Below are 16,030 nucleotides of genomic sequence, written 5' to 3'. Positions count from 1 at the left end.
GGCTACCTCACGAGGACGAGCACGACGGCGATGACGGAGAAGGCGGCGACGGCCTGGGCGAGGTACTGGTGCAGCTGGCCGGTCTGCGGGCGGCGGGCCCAGGTGCCGAGCCGCCGGGACGCGGTCGCGACGCCCTCGACCGCGCCGTCGACGGCCCCCTCCACCAGCCGGTTCGTCCACCGGGCGAGCTTCAGCGTGCCCCGGGCCGAAGCCTCCACTGAGCGGTCCAGGACCTGGTCGTCGAACGCGGCGGCGGCACGGGCGATCCGCAGGGTGGGGGAGACGAGGAGGACGCGAGCGGCCCATTCGAGTACGAGCCAGTTCTCGCTCCCCGCCTTCAGACGGCCGGGCAGCGGGACCCGGCGGGTGCCCCAGCCCCAGGCGACGGCGGAGGCGGCGAACGTGAGTCCGCCGGAGAGGGCGAACTCCCAGACCAGCGGTGATGGTTGGCCTTGGGTGCCGAGGTATTTGCTGAGGGCGTCTCTGAGGGGCGGAAACGCCACGGGCGTCAGCGCGAGGCAGGCGAGCGCTAGAAGCGTGAGCGGTGCGACGGCTCCGAGGGGGATCGGTTGCCCGTCCCGGGGCTTGGGCTCGGGCCGGTCCCATGCGAAGCGGAGGATCTTCACGCTGTAAACGGCAGAGAGAACCGCTGCCGCGAGACCGGTGGTGTAAAGCCATGAACTGTCCTCAAGTGCCCCGGCGAGCAGGACGTCCTTCGCCGCCCAGAGCGAGAGCGGCGGCAGCCCGGCGAGCGAGAGGGCACCCACGGTGCAGAGTACGCCGACGGTCCGGTACGCCCGGGCCGCCCCGCGCAGCTCTGGGAGCCGCTGCGTCCCCCACGCCGTCAACCAGGCCCCGGCCACCAGGAAGAGCAGGCTCTTCGCGGCGGCGTGCGCCATCAGCTGCAGCGCAACTCCCGTGGTCGCCCCCACACCGGCCGCCAGCACCATGAACCCGATCTGTGCGCAGGTGGAGGCCGCGAGCAGCTGCTTCAGATCGGTCTGTGCGACGGCGACGACCCCGAGGGCGACGGCGGTCGCCGCGCCCACCCACGCCGCCGCGTCCGCACCCCAACCGGAGGCGTCGAGGAGGGGGCCGGTCCGCAGCAGCAGGTAGGCGCCGGCGACCACCATCGCCGCGGAGTGCAGGAGCGCGGACACGGGGCTCGGGCCCTGCATGGCGCGGGAGAGCCAGAAGCTGAAGGGAAGTTGCGCGGACTTTCCGATCGCTGCGATGAGAATGCCCGCCGTCACGAGGGACGACCAGGGTGCGTCGAGAGACGCGAGCCCGTCGAGGCTGAGCGGACCGGGTCCCGCCGCGAGGGCGGCACCGGCCGCGAGATACAGACCCAGATCGGCGGCACGGGTCGTCAGGAAGGCGGTGTCGGCCGCGGCGGTACGTTCCGGCTCGCGCCACCAGAACCCGATCAGCGCCCAGGAGGTCGCGCCCATGACCTCCCAGCCCATGAGGAGAGTCGGGAGGGTGGTGGCGGTTACGGTGACCAGCATGCTCCCCGCGAAGAGGAGCATCAGCCCGAAGAAGCGGGCCCGCGCCTCGTGGGCGCCGAACTCCGCCACGCTGAAGAGCAGTACGGCGAGGGTGACGGCGGTGACGGTGACGACGAGGACGCCGGAGAGGCCTTCCACCGCGATCCGGAAGGGGAGACCCTCCATCAGGGGCGCCTCGACGGCGGGGTGCCGGAGAGAAGCCGTGATCGCGAGTCCCAGGGTCGAGGCCGAGACGCCGACCGCGACCAGCGGGGCCGCCCGGTCCGCGCGCCGCCCGGCCAGAGCCAGCAGCACACCGGCGCCAAGCGGCAGGGCGATCAGCGTCCACAGCAGAGCGCTCATTCCCTCAACTCCGCCGCCATGTCGGTCATGTCGATCTCACGGGAGCGGAACAGGGCCGTGACGACGGCGAAACCGATCGCCATCTCAACCGCCATGGCGGTGATGGCGACCACGATCAGGACCTGACCGTCGGCCGTGGCGGGCGCGATGTAGTGCCAGGCCGCGCCTGCAGCGAGAATCACACCGCCCAGCATCAGCTCCAGGCCCATCATCAGCATGACGATCGACTGCTGCGTCAGCGCCCCGAACAGGCCGACGCAGAACAGGGCGGAGGCGAGGACGAGGAACAGCTCCAGGCTCACCGGCCCACCCCGCCCCGTACCGGGTCCTCGGGGCGGGCGGCCCGGAGGTCGTCGCCGAAGCGGTCGTACCGGCCGCGCCGGGTGGAGAGCACGACGGTCGCCACGATGGTCGCGAACAGTGCCATGCCCAGCGTCATCATGGTGAGCATCTGCGGCCCCATCAGGGACATCCCGAGGTCCATGGTCGGATCGGCGGGAGGCCGCCCGCTCCGGCGAGGCCAGGGGGCGAGCAGGATGCCGACGAGGAGCAGGACGAAGGACAGCGCGCAGATGACGGCCGCCCCGCGCTTGTTGTGGACCATCGTCATCGGCATCAGCCCGGCCGGGTTCATCATGAACATGATCATGAAGACGGCCATGATGGCCATCTCGATCGTCATCATCAGCACGGTCACGATGCCGAGGTAGTCGAGGCCGAGCACGATCAGCTCCCCGCCCACGCACAGCAGCGCGGTGAGCAGGGAGAAGGTCGCACGGGCCATCGAGTCGAAGCGGAGCACCATGACGCCGCTCGCCACGGCGAGCACCGCCAGGACCCAGAACGCCACCGTAGTCATCGTCCCCTCACCGTCCGAGCACCACCACGGCCACCACCAGGGCCTGCGCCACCGCCAGCGGTGTCAGAATCACCCAGGCCAGCTCGACGTACCGCTCCATCCGTACGGTCGGCATCCTGCGCCGCAGCCAGAGCAGGAGACCCAGAACGGCGCCGGTCTTCAGCGCGGTCCAGGCCCAGCCCGGCAGCAGCGGACCGTGCCCGCCGCCCAGGAACAGCGGTACGGCGAAGGCGGCGGCCACCACGAGCAGCAGCCACCGCCCGCCGAGGAACAACAGTCGGTCCACCCCGGACAGCTCGACCGCCGCGCCGCCCGCCGCGTCGGCGCCCACCGGCTGGTCGAACGGCCCCCAGAAGGCCATGGCGAGCGCGCTGAGCAGATAGATCCCGAACGCCGCCGGCATCCACACCGCGAACCAGAGGCCGGCCTGGGCGTCCACCACCGCACCCACCCGCAGGGACTCCGCGCCGAGCGCCGCCGTCGTGATCGCCAGCATGTGCGGCAGCTCGTACGCGAGCCCCTGCGCCAGGAAGCGGTAGCCGCCGACCAGCGACAGGGTCGAGTTCGGCCCCCAGCCCGTCAGCCACACGGCCGCCCAGGCCAGCGCCTCCATGGCGTTGAACCACACGATCCCGTCCGGCAGATCGGACACCGACCGGAAGCCGAAGGGGAGGACGACGGCGGCGAGGATGGCGGCGACCGGGAGCAGCGTCGTTCCAAGGCGTACGAGAGGTACGTCGGCGGCCCGCATGATCCGCCGCTGCTTCACCAACAGGCGCAGGACCTCGCGGCCCGCGCCGGTCGACCTCACGTCGACGGTCGCCGCGGCCGAGGCCACGAGTGCCAACGCGAGCGGGAGGACGAAGACGGCCCAGAGCGGAGCGGACTCAACCATGGCCATGGGCTCCCGGCACGTGCTGAACAGCCAGTTCGTCGAGGTCGGGGTCCAAGCTCGCCACGATGAGGCGCGCGCAGGCGAACTCGGTGCCTTCGAGCAGCCCGGGCAGCGCGTCGAGCAGGGCCTGGGAGGGGGGCACCTGGGTGTCGAGGCGACCCCGAGGGCCGACCGGGTGATGGGCGGTGAGCCGGTCGCGGTCGTCGACGTGGTCGAGGGCCTGCTCGAGCCCGTCCAGCCACGCGATCAGCCTCCCGTGCACGTCACCCCCTGGCTGCACTCCGGCCTGTTCGCCGACTCCCGCCGTGAGCCACCGCAGTGTCCACGACCTGCGTACGCGCCGAGCCAAGGGGCGGATGAGCGACTGGAATTCCGCTCCGGGTGCACCGTCGAGCGCCCGATCGCGGGCGACGCGTGCTCGGGTCGCCGCCTCCCGCCAGCCGGCGACACCGAGGAGCCTGCCGAGGCTGTCGAGGTGTGCCGCACATCGCCGCCGAGCGGCCTCGCCGACCGTCACCGGGTCACCGGCCATGGCCCTGAGCCACGGCTCGTTCCAGAACGCAGGCCCGGATGGGGAAGGTGCGGGCACGGCTTCAACCTCCGCGCGCTGCACGACGTCGCCCTGGAGTTCGAGGTGCAGCACCAGTCCCGCCGGCCAGTCCGGGAGCGCGGGCCCGAGCGGCACATGGAGCCGGTCGAGCCGCAGTCCATCCCGGTCGTCAGCCCTCTCGGCCATCGGAAGGCCGGCGACGACGCCCATGTGGTTACCGTGGTCGCCGTGTCCCATGTGGTCATGGGCCATGGAGCCGTGGGACATGTGGTGGTGATCCATGTCACCGCCGTGGTCCGCATGGTCGGCTGCCTGATGTGGGTCGTGGCCAGCGTGGTGAGCGCCCGCGTGATGATCACGATGGCCCTGCTCGTGTCCACCATGCCCCTCGTGGCCATGGTGACTGTTATGGCCGCCGTGCCCGGCATCGTGCCCTGACGCCGGGGCGTGGCCCTCCGGATGATCCGGTTGGGCCCTGCGCTGGGCGGGCCCTGAGACCGGCTGAAGAAGGGCGGCGTGCGCCTGGTCGAGTGCCTGCGCCGTGTGTTCGGCGTCCGTGACGGTGACTCGCGCCCTCGGATTCGGTACGCCTTGCCAGAGCCGCTCCGCCCAGTCACCGTCGCGTACGGGAAGCGGGGTGCCCGCGAAGACCACCAGGTCCGCTGAGGCGGGTCCGGCGGCCTGCGGCCATCCCCTGCGAGAGAGTTCCGCCTCGACGGCCAGCCTTTCGCGCGTAGCGCCCCGACTGGCCGCGATCAGCACGGCCGGCCTGGCCAGGGCCATTCTGTTGATGCCCGTCCTCAGGTCCACCGGAAGGCCCCCTCGCGCCAGGCGTAGCCGACGCCGGCGAGCAGGATGCCGAGGAACAGGAACATCTCGACGACCGCAGGTGTGCCGATCCTCGGCACGACCTTCGTCCACGGGTACATGAAGAGCATTTCCATGTCGAACGCAAGGAAGATCATCGTCACGGGGTACCAGCGCACATGGAAGCGCGATACCGGGTGTTCCTGGGGTTCGAGGCCGCCGCTGAACGGGCTGGCGTGCAGCGGTTCTCGGACAGTGCGGACGACGGCCCCGAGGCAATGCAGGAGGAACACGCCGATCAGGGCGACTGCGAGGAGAGTGGCGACGGGCTCCCATCGCGCGGCTTCCACGTGATCCCCCTTCCCGGCGGGCGGACCGCTCCTGCCCGCCATCGGCAGGCAGCATCTCAGCGACAAAGCCGGGAAAGATGGAGCAACACGTACAGAAGCGAAATTTCAGTGCTGGTCGCGGGCGGCGGGACGGTGGTCGTCTGCTCGGTCGGGCCATTGCTCGGGCTCTCCGCCTGATGGGCGACGACCAGGGAGTGGGCGCCCCTCCGTTCGTGGGACGGGACCGCCCAGCACGGTGCAGCCCACGCCGTGGGACGCCGCGCAGGCGCATTCACGCCTGGTGCTATCTTCCTCCCAGTCCAGGTGGGGACGCCCGTGTCGGCCTTCCCGTTACCAAGCCCTCCTATGGTCGTGAAGCGTGATCTCAGGCAAGGTCCGTCGAGACCATCACACGGGAGCGTTGCTGCGGGCAACGCTCCTCGCGATGGTCCTTGCCGTATTCGCGATGCACGTCGTCGCTTCACATCAGCCGGTCCACACCGGGCACGCCGCCGCGTCATCGCCGATCGACGCAGGGAACAAGGGCCAGCACGCTCACTTTGACGTCGCCCTCGGCGACGCGACCCAAACACCGGACAACCCGGACGGCGAATCCCCCTGCGACCACGGCGGAGTCGGAGAAAGCTGCCTGGCGCTGCTGTGCATCGTCGCCACCCTGTTCACGTTCCTCCTCAGGCGCGGGGGCTCCGATCGCGTCGTCCGCCGATGGGCAAGACGCGCGCGTCCCTGGATCAGCCGCACCAGCGACCCGCCGTGCCTGCACCGTCTTTCGATCCTGCGCTGCTGAGAGCTGCACCAGCGTGCGCCGCGCCATTCGTGTCGGCGCCGCTTCTGCCTGCTTTCACACACTCAAGATCCGAAAGGCCTTACCCGCGTGACCACCGTTATCGATCCCGAGCTCGACCAGACCCCCGCCACGAGACATCGCCGCCCGACCTTCGACAAGAAATCACTCCCGGCTCGCTACAGCGGCCAGATGCTCTACTTCATGGGCGCCGCCCTCATCGCCGGCGCCGTCGTCCACTACCCGATCAATCCGTCGCTGTACGCGATCATCTGCGTCGTCGGTGCCGTCGTGTTCCTCCTCGGCACCATCGTCAACGAGTTCGTGCTGGCCGACGAGCGTCCGGCGTTGAGCCAGGCAATCTCGCTCGTCGCGTTCTCCCTGCTGCTGTCCTTCGGCGTCGGCCTGGTCGGCGGCGGCATTCAACACTTCGAGCAGTTCCCCGAGCGCAGCGCCTGGATGACCCCCGTCGGCCTGCTGATGTCGTACGTCGCGTTCGTCGCCAAGGACTCCAAGGGCCGCTGGCGGCACCTCGTCAGTCCGTTCGCGGCCGTCGTCGTCATCATCGCGGCCCTCGCCTGGCTGGGCATGACCGCCCTCGCCGGCACCATCAGCTCCGACGGCCACAGTCACGACCACGGCTCCACGACCGGGACCCCCGCGAAGTCGGACCAGGCTCCCGCTGAGCAGGACCCTCCGGCCAAGGCACCCGCAGAGCCGACGGAGGATGGACACGGATCCCACAGCCACTGATCCTGGTTCGGCCACCTCGTAGCCGTTCTCGCGAGCCCAAGCGTGGACCACGCTGGGCTCGCAGTCCGCTCACGACGCTTGAACTTGCCGTCGGCGGCCTCGGGTATCCCTGCCTGGCCCGCCGTGCCCCACGCCTGCCTCGTAGGGAGTCGCCCAGGCCGCCCGATGTGCTGTCCGTCGAGCGTCAAACAGGTACGGGGCAGTTCTCGGCCGTGCGGAGCCGGCGGACCAGCGCGTACAGGAGAAGTCCCATTGAGGCGAGCGCCAGAACGGGCTGGAGCGGTGCCCAGAAGGACAGGGCGCCGCTCACGCCGATGGCGAGCACGACGAGCTTGTTGCAGATGGGGCAGCCCACCGCGAAGGCCGACAGCAGACCGGCGCCCAGGGCCCGCGCCGTCACCGGGCGGTCCTCCCGGGCCCGCTCGTCGGCGGCGCGGGGGCCCACGCGGACGTACGTCGCCACCAGCAGGCCCTCAAGAACCGAGCTGGCGAGCCAGACCGGGTAATTCCACCAGAGGACCGGCGTCATCCGTGTGTACAACGGCGACGGGACGACACCGGTGGGCACGCCGATCATGATCGCCGCGAGGAGAGCCACTGCCACGGCGACGGCCCATCTCCGCACAGGCCAGCTGCCCATGGACGTACTCCTTCGAAGAGGGATGCCGTCGGCCGGGTGAGCACGCCACTGCGGGGGAGCCTGCTCCGAAGGACCGGCCGACGGCGGAACCGATCGTAATCTACGAAACTGCTTAGAAGAACAGCAGGATCTTCGTCACTCCCGGACGGGCGGAGTCAGGAGAGGGCGCTCCCCTTCTTCCAGGTCTCCCAGTCGACGTTCCAGGCGCCGTAACCGTTGTTCACCGCGACCGTGTCCTTGGAGTTCACGACGGTGACCGGGTCGCCAAAGCGCACCTGGTCGTAGAACCACTTGGCGTCCGACGTGCTCATGCCGATACATCCGTGACTGGCGTTGACGCGGCCGAACTTGCCCTCGTTCCATGGCGCGGCGTGCGCGTACGTACCGGACGGGGTGAGCTGGACGTCCCACTTCACATCGCCGAGGTCGTACGCCTCGGGCCCGAAGATGCCGACGGTGGCGGAGTTCATCCGGATCGAGGGGACCTTGCTCAGAACGACCATGGTGCCGTTCCAGGTCTCGAAGGTCTCCTTGCCGGTGGAGACCTTGAGGGTCCGCAGGACCTTCCCGTTACGGGAGACCGTCATGGTCTTCTTCACGACGTCGACGGTGCTGGTCACGGCGTCGCCGATGCGGAAGTTCACGACGCGCTGCTGGGTGCCGTAGACGCCGCCGCCCGCGTCCACGCCGGCGAGGTCCATGCGCAGCGTGACCGAGGTGCCCGGCTTCCAGTACTCCTTCGGCCTGTAGTCGATCCGGTCCTTTCCGTCCCGGTCCTTCAGCCAGCTCCAGGCGCCCTCGATCGCCGGGGACGAGGTCACCTTGAGCTTCCGCTCGACGGCGGCCTTGTCGTGGATGGGCTTGTTGAACGTGATCGAGACCGGCAGGGCGACGCCTACGGTCGACCCCTTGTCGGCGTTGTACGTGCCGACGAAGGTCTTTGCGGCCGCCGGGGTCGTGTAGCTCGTCGACTTGCTCAGGGGTGCGCCGTCACCTCCGGTGCCCCGGGCGGAGATCGTGTACGTGGCGCCGGGGGCCAGGGGGGTGGTCGAGGTCCAGACGGACTTGTCCTCGGAGAGCGTTCCTCCGACCTTTCCGGGGCCTGGGGCGCTCACGTCCACGGAGGTCAGCGCGCCTCCGTCGGCTATGACCGTGATCTTTCCGGACGTCTTGGTGTCGATGGCTATCGAGGACGGTCCGCCGCTCTTCGCGGTCTCCTTCGCCGGCTTTCCGGCGCCTTCGGTGCCGGAGCCGGTCGCCCCTGCCGAGCTGCATCCGGCGACGAGGAGTGCGGCGGCCGAGGTGAGCGCGACCACGTGTACGGCGCGGCGCTGGTTGCGGGATCTCGTGTTCTTCATAGCGGCCTTCCGACTAATGCTCTAAGTGACTTAGAAGACGAGTGCGGATGCGGTGCGGTTCCCGCCCGACGGACAGGAGCCGACCGCGAGTTCAGTGAGCGTGACCATCGGCCGCATCTTCGGGCTCGGCGCTCGTGGGCGCCTCGCCAGGCCTGCTCGGTTCGGTGGTCGAGGAAGGATCCGACGGTTCGGGCTCGGTTCCGTGGTCGTCGGGCTCCGGTGCACTGCCCCCGTGGCTGTGTCCGCCGTCCTCGGCCGCCTCACCGGCCATACCGGCAGCGAGGGTGCTCAGACCGAAGTAGCAACCGCCGGCGAGAAGTAGGACGGCCAGTCCGAGGGGGCTGAAGATGCGGCGGGAGGAGGTCTCCGCGTCCTTGAGTACGAAGGCGATGAACGAGACGACGATCCCAAGAGGGACGAGGATCGCCGCGCGCGCAGGGAAGTCCTCGAAGTGCTGGAGCCCGCCGCTGAGCATGCCGATGCCGAAGGACAGCAGCAGGGAGGCGCCGATCACCACGAGGCCGCGGGCGAGCGGCGGACGGTCCTGGGCCAGCAGGAACTCGTTGACGAGTGTGGCGACGAGGAAGACGAGGACGCCGATGACGGCCACCACGGTGTAACGGGCGGGGTCGAGTGGATGGTGCACCACGGCGCCGCTGATGAGGCCGGCGCCGACGAAGTACAGGACATAGCCGATATAGCGGCCGGCCAGCGGTTGCTTGCGCTTGCGGCGGGATCGGCCGGCGCGCCGAGCGGCGGCACGTCCTCCCGGTGCGGACTGTGGCGCGGTGTCATGAGATGCGGGCCGGTCGGTGAGCAGGGACACGGGTGCCTTCCATGGTGCGGTGGGCGCGTGGCAGCCGGCCTTCCGCCGGGCGGGCGGAAGCGGCGCCGGAACGCGCGAGGGAGCGGGCCCAAAGCGTGGCCTGTCGGCGAGACGGCGCTTCGGACGGGACGCGAAGAGATGACCTGGCGGTGAGCCGAGTGAAGAGGGCGGGCTCGAGCCCAGAGGCGGCCTGCCGCCCCGAATTCCTGCTAGATACGCAGAACGGCCGGGGCGGGGCAGGATCCCGCTGCGGGAGGAACCGTCACCGCGGCTTTGCCGATGCCGGCCGCGTCGTCGAGAGCGCGCTCCACGGCAAGCGGGGACACCACGGGCGGCAGGATGTCGAACCCTGCGGGGGGCTGCCCGGTCGCGCAGTCCTGGACTGCGTGCGCCCGGTCCCCATCGGGGTCTTGGTCGTCGAAGGACGCCTGGACCCGGTCGTGGACGTGTCCGACGGCGGTGGTGACGACACTGCCCGGTGCCGTGTGTCCGGCGTTGCTGTCGGCGTGGAGGCCGTGCGCGTACAGGAGCCCGAAGAGCAGCGCTCCGAGCCACAGCAGTCGCGACCACGGCGGAACCAGAGCGCGCGTGCGGCGCTTGCTCACCGCCGTAGGTTCCGTTACCACGGCGCGATCATAACCAGCCCGGGTGACGCGTCGGGACCGGGGGCCTTCAGACCCGGGGCTTCTCGATGATGGAGCAGACCATCGACGGTTCGCCGCACGAGCGGTCGTTCTCGGCGGCCTTCCGGGCCTCGGCAAGGGACCGGCGCAAGGCAAGGAGGTCGTCGACGGTGGCGTCGATCTCCGCGATGCGCACGTCGAGGAGATCGCGTACGGCATCGCACGGCGGCTGCCCACCACGGCGGATGTCAAGTACAGCGTGGACATCGTCGAGACGCAGTCCCAGGGCACGGGCGCGCCGTATGAAGGTCAAGAGCGCCACGTCGTCCTGGGAGAAGAGCCGGTAGCCGGTCAGTGTCCGCTCCGGCCGTGGCAGCAGGCCCTTCGCCTCGTACACGCGGATGGCCTTACGGGTCACGCCCGCCGCGCGCGCGGCTTGGCCGATGGTCAGGGCTCGCGATGTCATGTTCTCCTCCTCACCTCCAGTGTTGACCTGGCCCCAGGGGCCGGGTTCCAGCATTGCTCGTGACGGACCGACGAGCCAGAAGAAGGTGAGCGGAATGCCGTTCCGTGAGGGCGAGGTCTACCGGTGTCCCGACGAGGGCTGCGGTTGTGAGCTGACCGTGACGAAGGGCGCCCCGGCGACGTGCGGCGGTCAGCAGGCTCCGACCTGCTGCTGCGGACAGACCATGGTCAAGGTGGCGTGAAGGAGCCGTGAGAGGTGGTCCCGGGGCCGTATCCCGGGCCACCTGATGAGCGGCGTGAGTGCGTCGGACGGCGGAGTCGGTGCGTACGGTCAGACGCCGGGCGGGCAGGCCACCAGCAGCGGCAGCAGCGGGATGGCCAGGGCGACGGAGGCCACCGAGCCCCAGAGAGCCGGGTGAGGGGCCCGGCGCGGACCGAGGATGCGCTTGATGCGGAGCAGGGCGGTCGAGCCGCCCGCGCCGAACGCGGCCTTCGGCGCCCGGCCGGCGGCCATCTCGTACATCGCGGTCGCCAGAACCTCGTGGGAGTGGCTTCGCAGGGCGCGGTCGTCGGCGATCATCTCAAGGAGGACAGCCATCTCGTCCCGTCCCCGGCGGGCGAGCGGCATCCAGGGGAAGACCGTGGCGAAGGCCTGTGCGGCCGCGATCAGCAGATGATGGCGGCCGGCGATGTGTGCCCGCTCGTGCTCCAGGACGGCGTCGAGCTGCTCTTCCGTGAGCAGTCGCACGGCGGCCTCGCTCACGACAATGCGGGAACGGAGACCCGGGAGGCAGTACGCGGCGGGGGTGCCGTGCGGCAGGACGGTGGCGCGCAGGCGGTCGGAGCGCACCCCCACCTTGTCGAGCCGGTCGCGGTGCCGGGCACGCACGATTCCCGCTCGCGTCACGTGGAAGAGGTAGGCGCCTGCGAAGGCGGCGACAACGGCGACGGGCATCGCCAGGGCCAGCCGGTCGGCGGTGGTCGGGTTGGGTTCCGAAGCTCCCGTCCCCAGGCCGCAGGCGTGCAGCAGCCCGACGAGTCCCGCGTGCAGGTGTTCCGTGGGCGTCGCCAGCTGCGACGCGGCGAGCGCGGTCGCGAGGGTGAACGACAGCATGAGGGCGAGCCATATGGCCGCTGCGAGCGCCGGTGCCCGGTGTGGCCAGGCGCTGCGCATCATCAGGCGTGGGGCAGCGACGCCGACGACGGCCGCGTATCCCAGGAGCGCAGGCGCCGCGTTCACTGCTTCGCCCGTCGTCCGACGTCCCGAAGGGCCTTGCGGAGTGCTGTGATCTCGCTGTCGTCGAGGTTCTCCACAAACTGGACGAGGGCCGCAGGCCGGTCCTCACTCGCTTCCAGGCCGTCCTCCATGAGCGCGGCCGAGTACGCCTCGCGGGTCGCGACGGCCTTGTACCGCCAGATCCGACCGTCTCTGGCGCGCGTGAGGTAGCCCTTGTTGAAGAGGATGCTGGTGACCGTCGTCACGGTCGTGTACGCGACGTCGCGATGGAGGTTGATGTCGTCGACGACCTCACGCACGGTGGCGGGGCGGTTCCATCTCCAGAAGCGGTCCATGATCTCCGCCTCAAGCTCCCCCAGCCGACGCATGGCCCGTGTCCTCTCCGCTGATCCCGCATTCGCGTTCATAGTAGACGGGCAGCTCAGAGGGCAGTCCCGCTCAGGCGAAGGGGTTGTTCCTACGAAGCCCTGTTCAAGCCGTCCGGGTGATCGTGATGTGGGCACCCGTAGCCACCTTGCGTAACGTCGTCACCAGAAGGGCACCGACAGCTATTCTGCCGCCGCTTCGCCGGTCGCGGTGCAAAGGGGTGCTGGATGTCGATGACGAGTCGGCGCGATCTGCTGGTGAGATCCGCGGGAGCGGTGGCGGTGACCCTCGCGCCCAGCGCCTGCGCGGCAGGGGCGAGTACACCGCCGGAGCAGCCGGTCACTACGCCTGATGGGCGAGTGGACTGGGACGCCTTGCGGGCGCAGTTCCGTCTGGAGCCGGGGTGGGCGAACCTCGCGTTGTTCTACCTGGCTTCGCATCCGAAGGTGGTGCGAGATGCGGTGGATCATCTGAGCGCTCAGGTCGACGCCAATCCTCTGTCGGTGCCATCGGGGCTGTCGTTGCCCGACGGTCCGACCGGATGGCCCCGGGTGCGCCAGGCGCTCGCCGGCTATCTGGGTGGCCGGGCCGAGGAGATCGCGATGACGGCGAGCACGAGCATCGGGCTGGGTGTCGTCTACAACGGCGTCGTGACCCGTCCGGGACAAGAGTTCCTGCTGACGGAGCTCGACCACAGCTCCCATCGCACCGCCGCCCGACTGGCCGCCGAGAAGCACGGCAACACGGTGCGGCTGGCCTCCTGGTTCGCCGACTCGGCCACCGCGACGGCGCAAGGCATCGCAGCGGCGGTCGGCGAGGCGATTCGCCCGAACACCAGAGTCGTCGGGATCACCTGGGTGCAGTCCAGCACAGGGCTCCGTATGCCGGTGCGGGCGGTGGCCGAGGTGGTGCGCCGGGCCAATGAAGGGCGCAGTCCTGCCGACCGGTGCCTGCTGGTCGTCGACGGCGTGCACGGGCTGGCGGCAGTGGACGAGGACGCCGCCGGCCTGGGCGCGGACGTGGTGATCGCCGGAACACACAAATGGCTGTTCGGCCCCCGGGGAACGGGGCTGATCTGGGTGGCGCCGGACGTCCTCGACCAGCTGCGGCCGACCTTCGTGAGCTTCATCGCGAGCGGAGGAACAGCGTCCCTGTCACCCGGCGGGTTCCTGGCGTTCGAGCACGCCTTCGCCCTGCCGGCGGCGGTAGAGCTGCATGAGCGGCTGGGCCGAGCACGCGTCGCCGCCCGCATCACACAGCTGTCGACGCGGGCGAAGCAAGGACTGGGCCGCATCCCCGGGATCACCGTGCACACACCTGCCGACCCGGATCTGTCTGCCGGCATCACCTGCTTCAGCGTGGCCGGACACACCCACCAGCAGGTCGTCGACCACGCCGCCACCCGCCGCGTACGGCTGTCCACCTTGAACTACACCCGCATCGGCACCGCCGTCATCAACACGCCGGCAGAGATCGACACCGCACTCGACAGCCTGGCCGATCTCACCCGCTGAGATCCGGCCAGGGCCTACGATGGGGCTATGAGTGCCGACAGGACGTGTGCAGGGCAGCCGAAGAGGCTGCGCCTGCACGTGCTTCTTGTCCTGGCCGTGCTCCTTGGGCTGCTGGGTATGCACGCCATGGGGCCCGTACCTGCGATCGCGCAGGCGAGCGGCTCGTCTCAGCCTGCGGTCGTGGTGATCGACGCGGCGACTGAGCACTGCGATCACGACTGCTCGGGCCACGGAGCGCCCGGCGACCACGCCGATCCGACGTGCGCCACGGCCGCTCTCGCAGCCTCGGTCTCGCTCCCCCCGCTCACGCCCACGGTGATCTGCCCGGCCGAGCCGGCTGCCGGCCTCGTGATCGCGGACACCGCTGCAGCCGACGGCGGCCGTGCTCCGCCCTCCCTCGCCGAACTTCAGCTCCTGCGGATCTAGGAAGCACCGCGGCGCCGTTCCCCATGTGGCTCGTCCCACCGGGCGAGGCGGCGCTCACCGGCATACCTTCCGAAGTGAACGCAGGAGTCATACATGAACACGCACCGTAAGCTGATCCGCCGTACCGCCCTCGTCGCCACCGGCGGCGTCGCCGCCCTGGTGCTCGCCGCCTGTGGCGGCAACGGCGGAAGTGGCCACGACATGGGCTCCATGGTGTCCACGACCTCGGCCCCCGCCACCAGCGCGCCGGCGCAGGCGGTCGACCACAACGCGGCGGACGTCTCCTTCGCCAAGGACATGATCCAGCATCACCGGCAGGCCGTGGAGATGGCCGACCTGGCCCCGACGCGGGCGGAGTCCGCGGAGACCAAGGAACTGGCCGCGAAGATCAAGGGCGCCCAGGACCCGGAGATCAAGACCATGTCCGGCTGGCTCACCTCGTGGGGCGAGGAGGTCCCCGCCGACATGTCCGGCCAGGGCCACGACATGGCGAACGGCATGCCCGGCATGATGAGCAAGGCGGACATGGACGCGCTCATGAAGGCCAAAGGCGCCGAGTTCGACAAGATGTTCGCCGAGATGATGATCAAGCACCACGAGGGCGCCATCGAGATGGCCAAGAAGGAGAAGGCGGAGGGTAAGTATGGCCCCGCCCTCAAGCTGGCCGACGAGGTGATCAAGGCCCAGACGGCCGAGATTGAGCAGATGAACAAGATGCTCGGTAGGAGCTGACCCCACCGAGGAACCGGCTGCTCTGCCGCGGTGAGGGACGCTTGCCGCGGCAGGGCGGGATGGCGGGTCGGCGCGTCCCTCTTCGCCCGAACCCCGGGTTGGCCGGAGATGAGCTCGGCATCGAAGCCGCAGTGCGCCGCCTGTCGCGGTCACTCCGGCCGGGCTGCGCCGCCGCACTGAAAAGACGGAGAGCGGCTGATGCGGATCCTGCTAGTGGAGGATGAGCCGCGGATCGCCGAGACGGTCCAGCGAGCCCTGCTCTCGGAGCACATCGAGGTCGACGTGGAGTCCGACGGCGTCAAGGGGCTCTGGGCGGTGACAGAGCAGGACTACGACGTCATGGTCGTCGACACCATGCTGACCGGCCTCAAGGGGTATGAGGTCCTTCAGCGGATGCGCTCGCGGGACGTGTGGACGCCCGTGCTGATGCTCACCGCCAAGTACGGCGAGGGCGACGAGGCCGCCGCGTTCGACCTGGGCGCCAACGACTACCTGACCAAGCCCTTCTCCTTGGTGGACTTGGTCGCACGGCTGCGAGTTCTGTCGCGGTGCGGCTCAGCCGCGCGCGCTGCGGCGCTCGTGGCCGGTGACCTCACACTGGACCCCTCCCGACATCGCGTGGCCCGTGGCCGCACCTCAATCGTGCTGACCTCGCACGAGTACCACGTGCTGGAATGCCTGATGCGCCACAAAGGCAAGGCGCTCGACACGGCAGACATCCTGCGCGACGTCTGGGACGCCGACTACGACGGCAGCGAGAGCGTCATCGATGTCTACATCCGCTACTTGCGGATGAAGATCGACGAGCCGTTCGGCCGGCATGCCGTCCGCACCGTTCGTGGCGTTGGGTACCTGCTCGACTCTGAGGGCGGCTGAGCAGTCCGGCCGTCCGTTCGGTGATCCGCGTTGGGTGCTCGCGGCTCTGGCCGGAGTCACTGGTCCTCGCCCACGACGGCTTGGTGGACGGCCACCGCGCTCCGCTGCGGGAAGCCACT

General features: G+C 69.9%; 20 protein-coding genes. 7 read left to right on the top strand and 13 right to left on the bottom strand.

From position 1 onward, the window contains the following. Positions 1-2: 2 nt before the first annotated feature. From ABD954_RS05495 to ABD954_RS05475, 5 genes are read right to left on the bottom strand one after another with little or no spacing between them, the layout of a single operon-like run. The gene (locus tag ABD954_RS05495) at positions 3-1,850 is read right to left on the bottom strand and encodes an NADH-quinone oxidoreductase subunit 5 family protein (protein ID WP_345484628.1); all 1,848 of its coding nucleotides are present in this window, start codon (positions 1,848-1,850) and stop codon (positions 3-5) included. Further along, positions 1,847-2,152 carry an NADH-quinone oxidoreductase subunit NuoK gene (locus tag ABD954_RS05490; protein ID WP_345484627.1) on the bottom strand — a complete coding sequence of 102 codons (306 nt, stop codon included), beginning with the start codon at positions 2,150-2,152 and terminating at the stop codon, positions 1,847-1,849. Before ABD954_RS05490 ends, ABD954_RS05495 begins: the two co-directional genes overlap by 4 nt. Next, on the bottom strand, positions 2,149-2,709 hold the full coding sequence (locus tag ABD954_RS05485; RefSeq protein WP_345484626.1) for an NADH-quinone oxidoreductase subunit J: 561 nt from the start codon (positions 2,707-2,709) through the stop codon (positions 2,149-2,151). Before ABD954_RS05485 ends, ABD954_RS05490 begins: the two co-directional genes overlap by 4 nt. A gap of 7 nt (positions 2,710-2,716) precedes the next feature. Next, positions 2,717-3,604: an NADH-quinone oxidoreductase subunit H gene (locus ABD954_RS05480; protein WP_345484625.1), complete on the bottom strand. Its 888-nt coding sequence runs from the start codon at positions 3,602-3,604 to the stop codon at positions 2,717-2,719. After that, entirely contained in the window at positions 3,597-4,364 is a 768-nt protein-coding gene (locus ABD954_RS05475) for a hypothetical protein (protein WP_345484624.1), read from the bottom strand. Before ABD954_RS05475 ends, ABD954_RS05480 begins: the two co-directional genes overlap by 8 nt. A gap of 18 nt (positions 4,365-4,382) precedes the next feature. Between ABD954_RS05475 and ABD954_RS05470 the strand changes: the two genes are divergently transcribed. Continuing rightward, complete coding sequence (locus ABD954_RS05470; RefSeq protein ID WP_345484623.1) at positions 4,383-4,592, top strand: hypothetical protein; 210 nt, start codon at positions 4,383-4,385, stop codon at positions 4,590-4,592. Positions 4,593-4,954: 362 nt separating this feature from the next. On the opposite strand, the gene ABD954_RS05465 is transcribed toward ABD954_RS05470, so the two are convergent. Continuing rightward, positions 4,955-5,353, bottom strand: coding sequence for an NADH-quinone oxidoreductase subunit A (locus ABD954_RS05465; protein ID WP_345484622.1), 399 nt, complete (start codon positions 5,351-5,353; stop codon positions 4,955-4,957). 316 nt (positions 5,354-5,669) lie between these two features. Between ABD954_RS05465 and ABD954_RS05460 the strand changes: the two genes are divergently transcribed. Continuing rightward, positions 5,670-6,098: a DUF6153 family protein gene (locus tag ABD954_RS05460; RefSeq protein ID WP_345484621.1), complete on the top strand. Its 429-nt coding sequence runs from the start codon at positions 5,670-5,672 to the stop codon at positions 6,096-6,098. 87 nt (positions 6,099-6,185) lie between these two features. Continuing rightward, positions 6,186-6,848: a hypothetical protein gene (locus ABD954_RS05455; RefSeq protein WP_345484620.1), complete on the top strand. Its 663-nt coding sequence runs from the start codon at positions 6,186-6,188 to the stop codon at positions 6,846-6,848. A 184-nt stretch (positions 6,849-7,032) separates the two neighbouring features. On the opposite strand, the gene ABD954_RS05450 is transcribed toward ABD954_RS05455, so the two are convergent. From ABD954_RS05450 to ABD954_RS05420, 7 genes are all read right to left on the bottom strand, one after another. Next, complete coding sequence (locus ABD954_RS05450; RefSeq protein ID WP_345484619.1) at positions 7,033-7,488, bottom strand: hypothetical protein; 456 nt, start codon at positions 7,486-7,488, stop codon at positions 7,033-7,035. 155 nt (positions 7,489-7,643) lie between these two features. Beyond that, complete coding sequence (locus ABD954_RS05445) at positions 7,644-8,846, bottom strand: L,D-transpeptidase (protein ID WP_345484618.1); 1,203 nt, start codon at positions 8,844-8,846, stop codon at positions 7,644-7,646. A 91-nt stretch (positions 8,847-8,937) separates the two neighbouring features. Next, on the bottom strand, positions 8,938-9,672 hold the full coding sequence (locus ABD954_RS05440; protein ID WP_345484617.1) for a hypothetical protein: 735 nt from the start codon (positions 9,670-9,672) through the stop codon (positions 8,938-8,940). Between the two features lie 209 nt (positions 9,673-9,881). Continuing rightward, positions 9,882-10,298: a hypothetical protein gene (locus tag ABD954_RS05435; RefSeq protein WP_345484616.1), complete on the bottom strand. Its 417-nt coding sequence runs from the start codon at positions 10,296-10,298 to the stop codon at positions 9,882-9,884. Between the two features lie 46 nt (positions 10,299-10,344). After that, positions 10,345-10,761: a MerR family transcriptional regulator gene (locus tag ABD954_RS05430; protein ID WP_345484615.1), complete on the bottom strand. Its 417-nt coding sequence runs from the start codon at positions 10,759-10,761 to the stop codon at positions 10,345-10,347. Positions 10,762-11,091: 330 nt separating this feature from the next. Beyond that, on the bottom strand, positions 11,092-12,000 hold the full coding sequence (locus ABD954_RS05425; protein WP_345484614.1) for a M56 family metallopeptidase: 909 nt from the start codon (positions 11,998-12,000) through the stop codon (positions 11,092-11,094). Further along, a complete protein-coding gene (locus tag ABD954_RS05420; RefSeq protein WP_345484613.1) occupies positions 11,997-12,365 on the bottom strand; it encodes a BlaI/MecI/CopY family transcriptional regulator in 369 nt (122 codons plus the stop codon). Before ABD954_RS05420 ends, ABD954_RS05425 begins: the two co-directional genes overlap by 4 nt. 357 nt (positions 12,366-12,722) lie before the next feature. Between ABD954_RS05420 and ABD954_RS05415 the strand changes: the two genes are divergently transcribed. From ABD954_RS05415 to ABD954_RS05400, 4 genes are all read left to right on the top strand, one after another. Continuing rightward, positions 12,723-13,877 carry an aminotransferase class V-fold PLP-dependent enzyme gene (locus ABD954_RS05415; RefSeq protein ID WP_345484612.1) on the top strand — a complete coding sequence of 385 codons (1,155 nt, stop codon included), beginning with the start codon at positions 12,723-12,725 and terminating at the stop codon, positions 13,875-13,877. 27 nt (positions 13,878-13,904) lie between these two features. Then, positions 13,905-14,303: a DUF6153 family protein gene (locus ABD954_RS05410; protein WP_345484611.1), complete on the top strand. Its 399-nt coding sequence runs from the start codon at positions 13,905-13,907 to the stop codon at positions 14,301-14,303. A gap of 93 nt (positions 14,304-14,396) precedes the next feature. Next, the gene (locus ABD954_RS05405) at positions 14,397-15,035 is read left to right on the top strand and encodes a DUF305 domain-containing protein (RefSeq protein ID WP_345484610.1); all 639 of its coding nucleotides are present in this window, start codon (positions 14,397-14,399) and stop codon (positions 15,033-15,035) included. A 198-nt stretch (positions 15,036-15,233) separates the two neighbouring features. Then, positions 15,234-15,911: a response regulator transcription factor gene (locus ABD954_RS05400; RefSeq protein ID WP_345484609.1), complete on the top strand. Its 678-nt coding sequence runs from the start codon at positions 15,234-15,236 to the stop codon at positions 15,909-15,911. Positions 15,912-16,030: the final 119 nt, after the last annotated feature.

This window comes from Streptomyces roseoviridis (assembly GCF_039535235.1).
Lineage (GTDB): Bacteria > Actinomycetota > Actinomycetes > Streptomycetales > Streptomycetaceae > Streptomyces > Streptomyces roseoviridis.
Note: the sequence above shows the minus strand (reverse complement) of the source record. Positions and strands in the feature narration are given on the sequence as shown.

What these genes read in the sequence shown, in the direction of transcription:
- ABD954_RS05485 (WP_345484626.1), bottom strand. Translation starts at nt 2,709, where the DNA reads ATGACTACGGTGGCGTTCTGGGTCCTGGCGGTGCTCGCCGTGGCGAGC.
- ABD954_RS05480 (WP_345484625.1), bottom strand. Translation starts at nt 3,604, where the DNA reads ATGGTTGAGTCCGCTCCGCTCTGGGCCGTCTTCGTCCTCCCGCTCGCG.
- ABD954_RS05430 (WP_345484615.1), bottom strand. Translation starts at nt 10,761, where the DNA reads ATGACATCGCGAGCCCTGACCATCGGCCAAGCCGCGCGCGCGGCGGGC.
- ABD954_RS05445 (WP_345484618.1), bottom strand. Translation starts at nt 8,846, where the DNA reads ATGAAGAACACGAGATCCCGCAACCAGCGCCGCGCCGTACACGTGGTC.
- ABD954_RS05405 (WP_345484610.1), top strand. Translation starts at nt 14,397, where the DNA reads ATGAACACGCACCGTAAGCTGATCCGCCGTACCGCCCTCGTCGCCACC.
- ABD954_RS05400 (WP_345484609.1), top strand. Translation starts at nt 15,234, where the DNA reads ATGCGGATCCTGCTAGTGGAGGATGAGCCGCGGATCGCCGAGACGGTC.
- ABD954_RS05420 (WP_345484613.1), bottom strand. Translation starts at nt 12,365, where the DNA reads ATGCGTCGGCTGGGGGAGCTTGAGGCGGAGATCATGGACCGCTTCTGG.
- ABD954_RS05410 (WP_345484611.1), top strand. Translation starts at nt 13,905, where the DNA reads ATGAGTGCCGACAGGACGTGTGCAGGGCAGCCGAAGAGGCTGCGCCTG.
- ABD954_RS05475 (WP_345484624.1), bottom strand. Translation starts at nt 4,364, where the DNA reads ATGGGCGTCGTCGCCGGCCTTCCGATGGCCGAGAGGGCTGACGACCGG.
- ABD954_RS05495 (WP_345484628.1), bottom strand. Translation starts at nt 1,850, where the DNA reads ATGAGCGCTCTGCTGTGGACGCTGATCGCCCTGCCGCTTGGCGCCGGT.
- ABD954_RS05450 (WP_345484619.1), bottom strand. Translation starts at nt 7,488, where the DNA reads ATGGGCAGCTGGCCTGTGCGGAGATGGGCCGTCGCCGTGGCAGTGGCT.
- ABD954_RS05465 (WP_345484622.1), bottom strand. Translation starts at nt 5,353, where the DNA reads ATGGCGGGCAGGAGCGGTCCGCCCGCCGGGAAGGGGGATCACGTGGAA.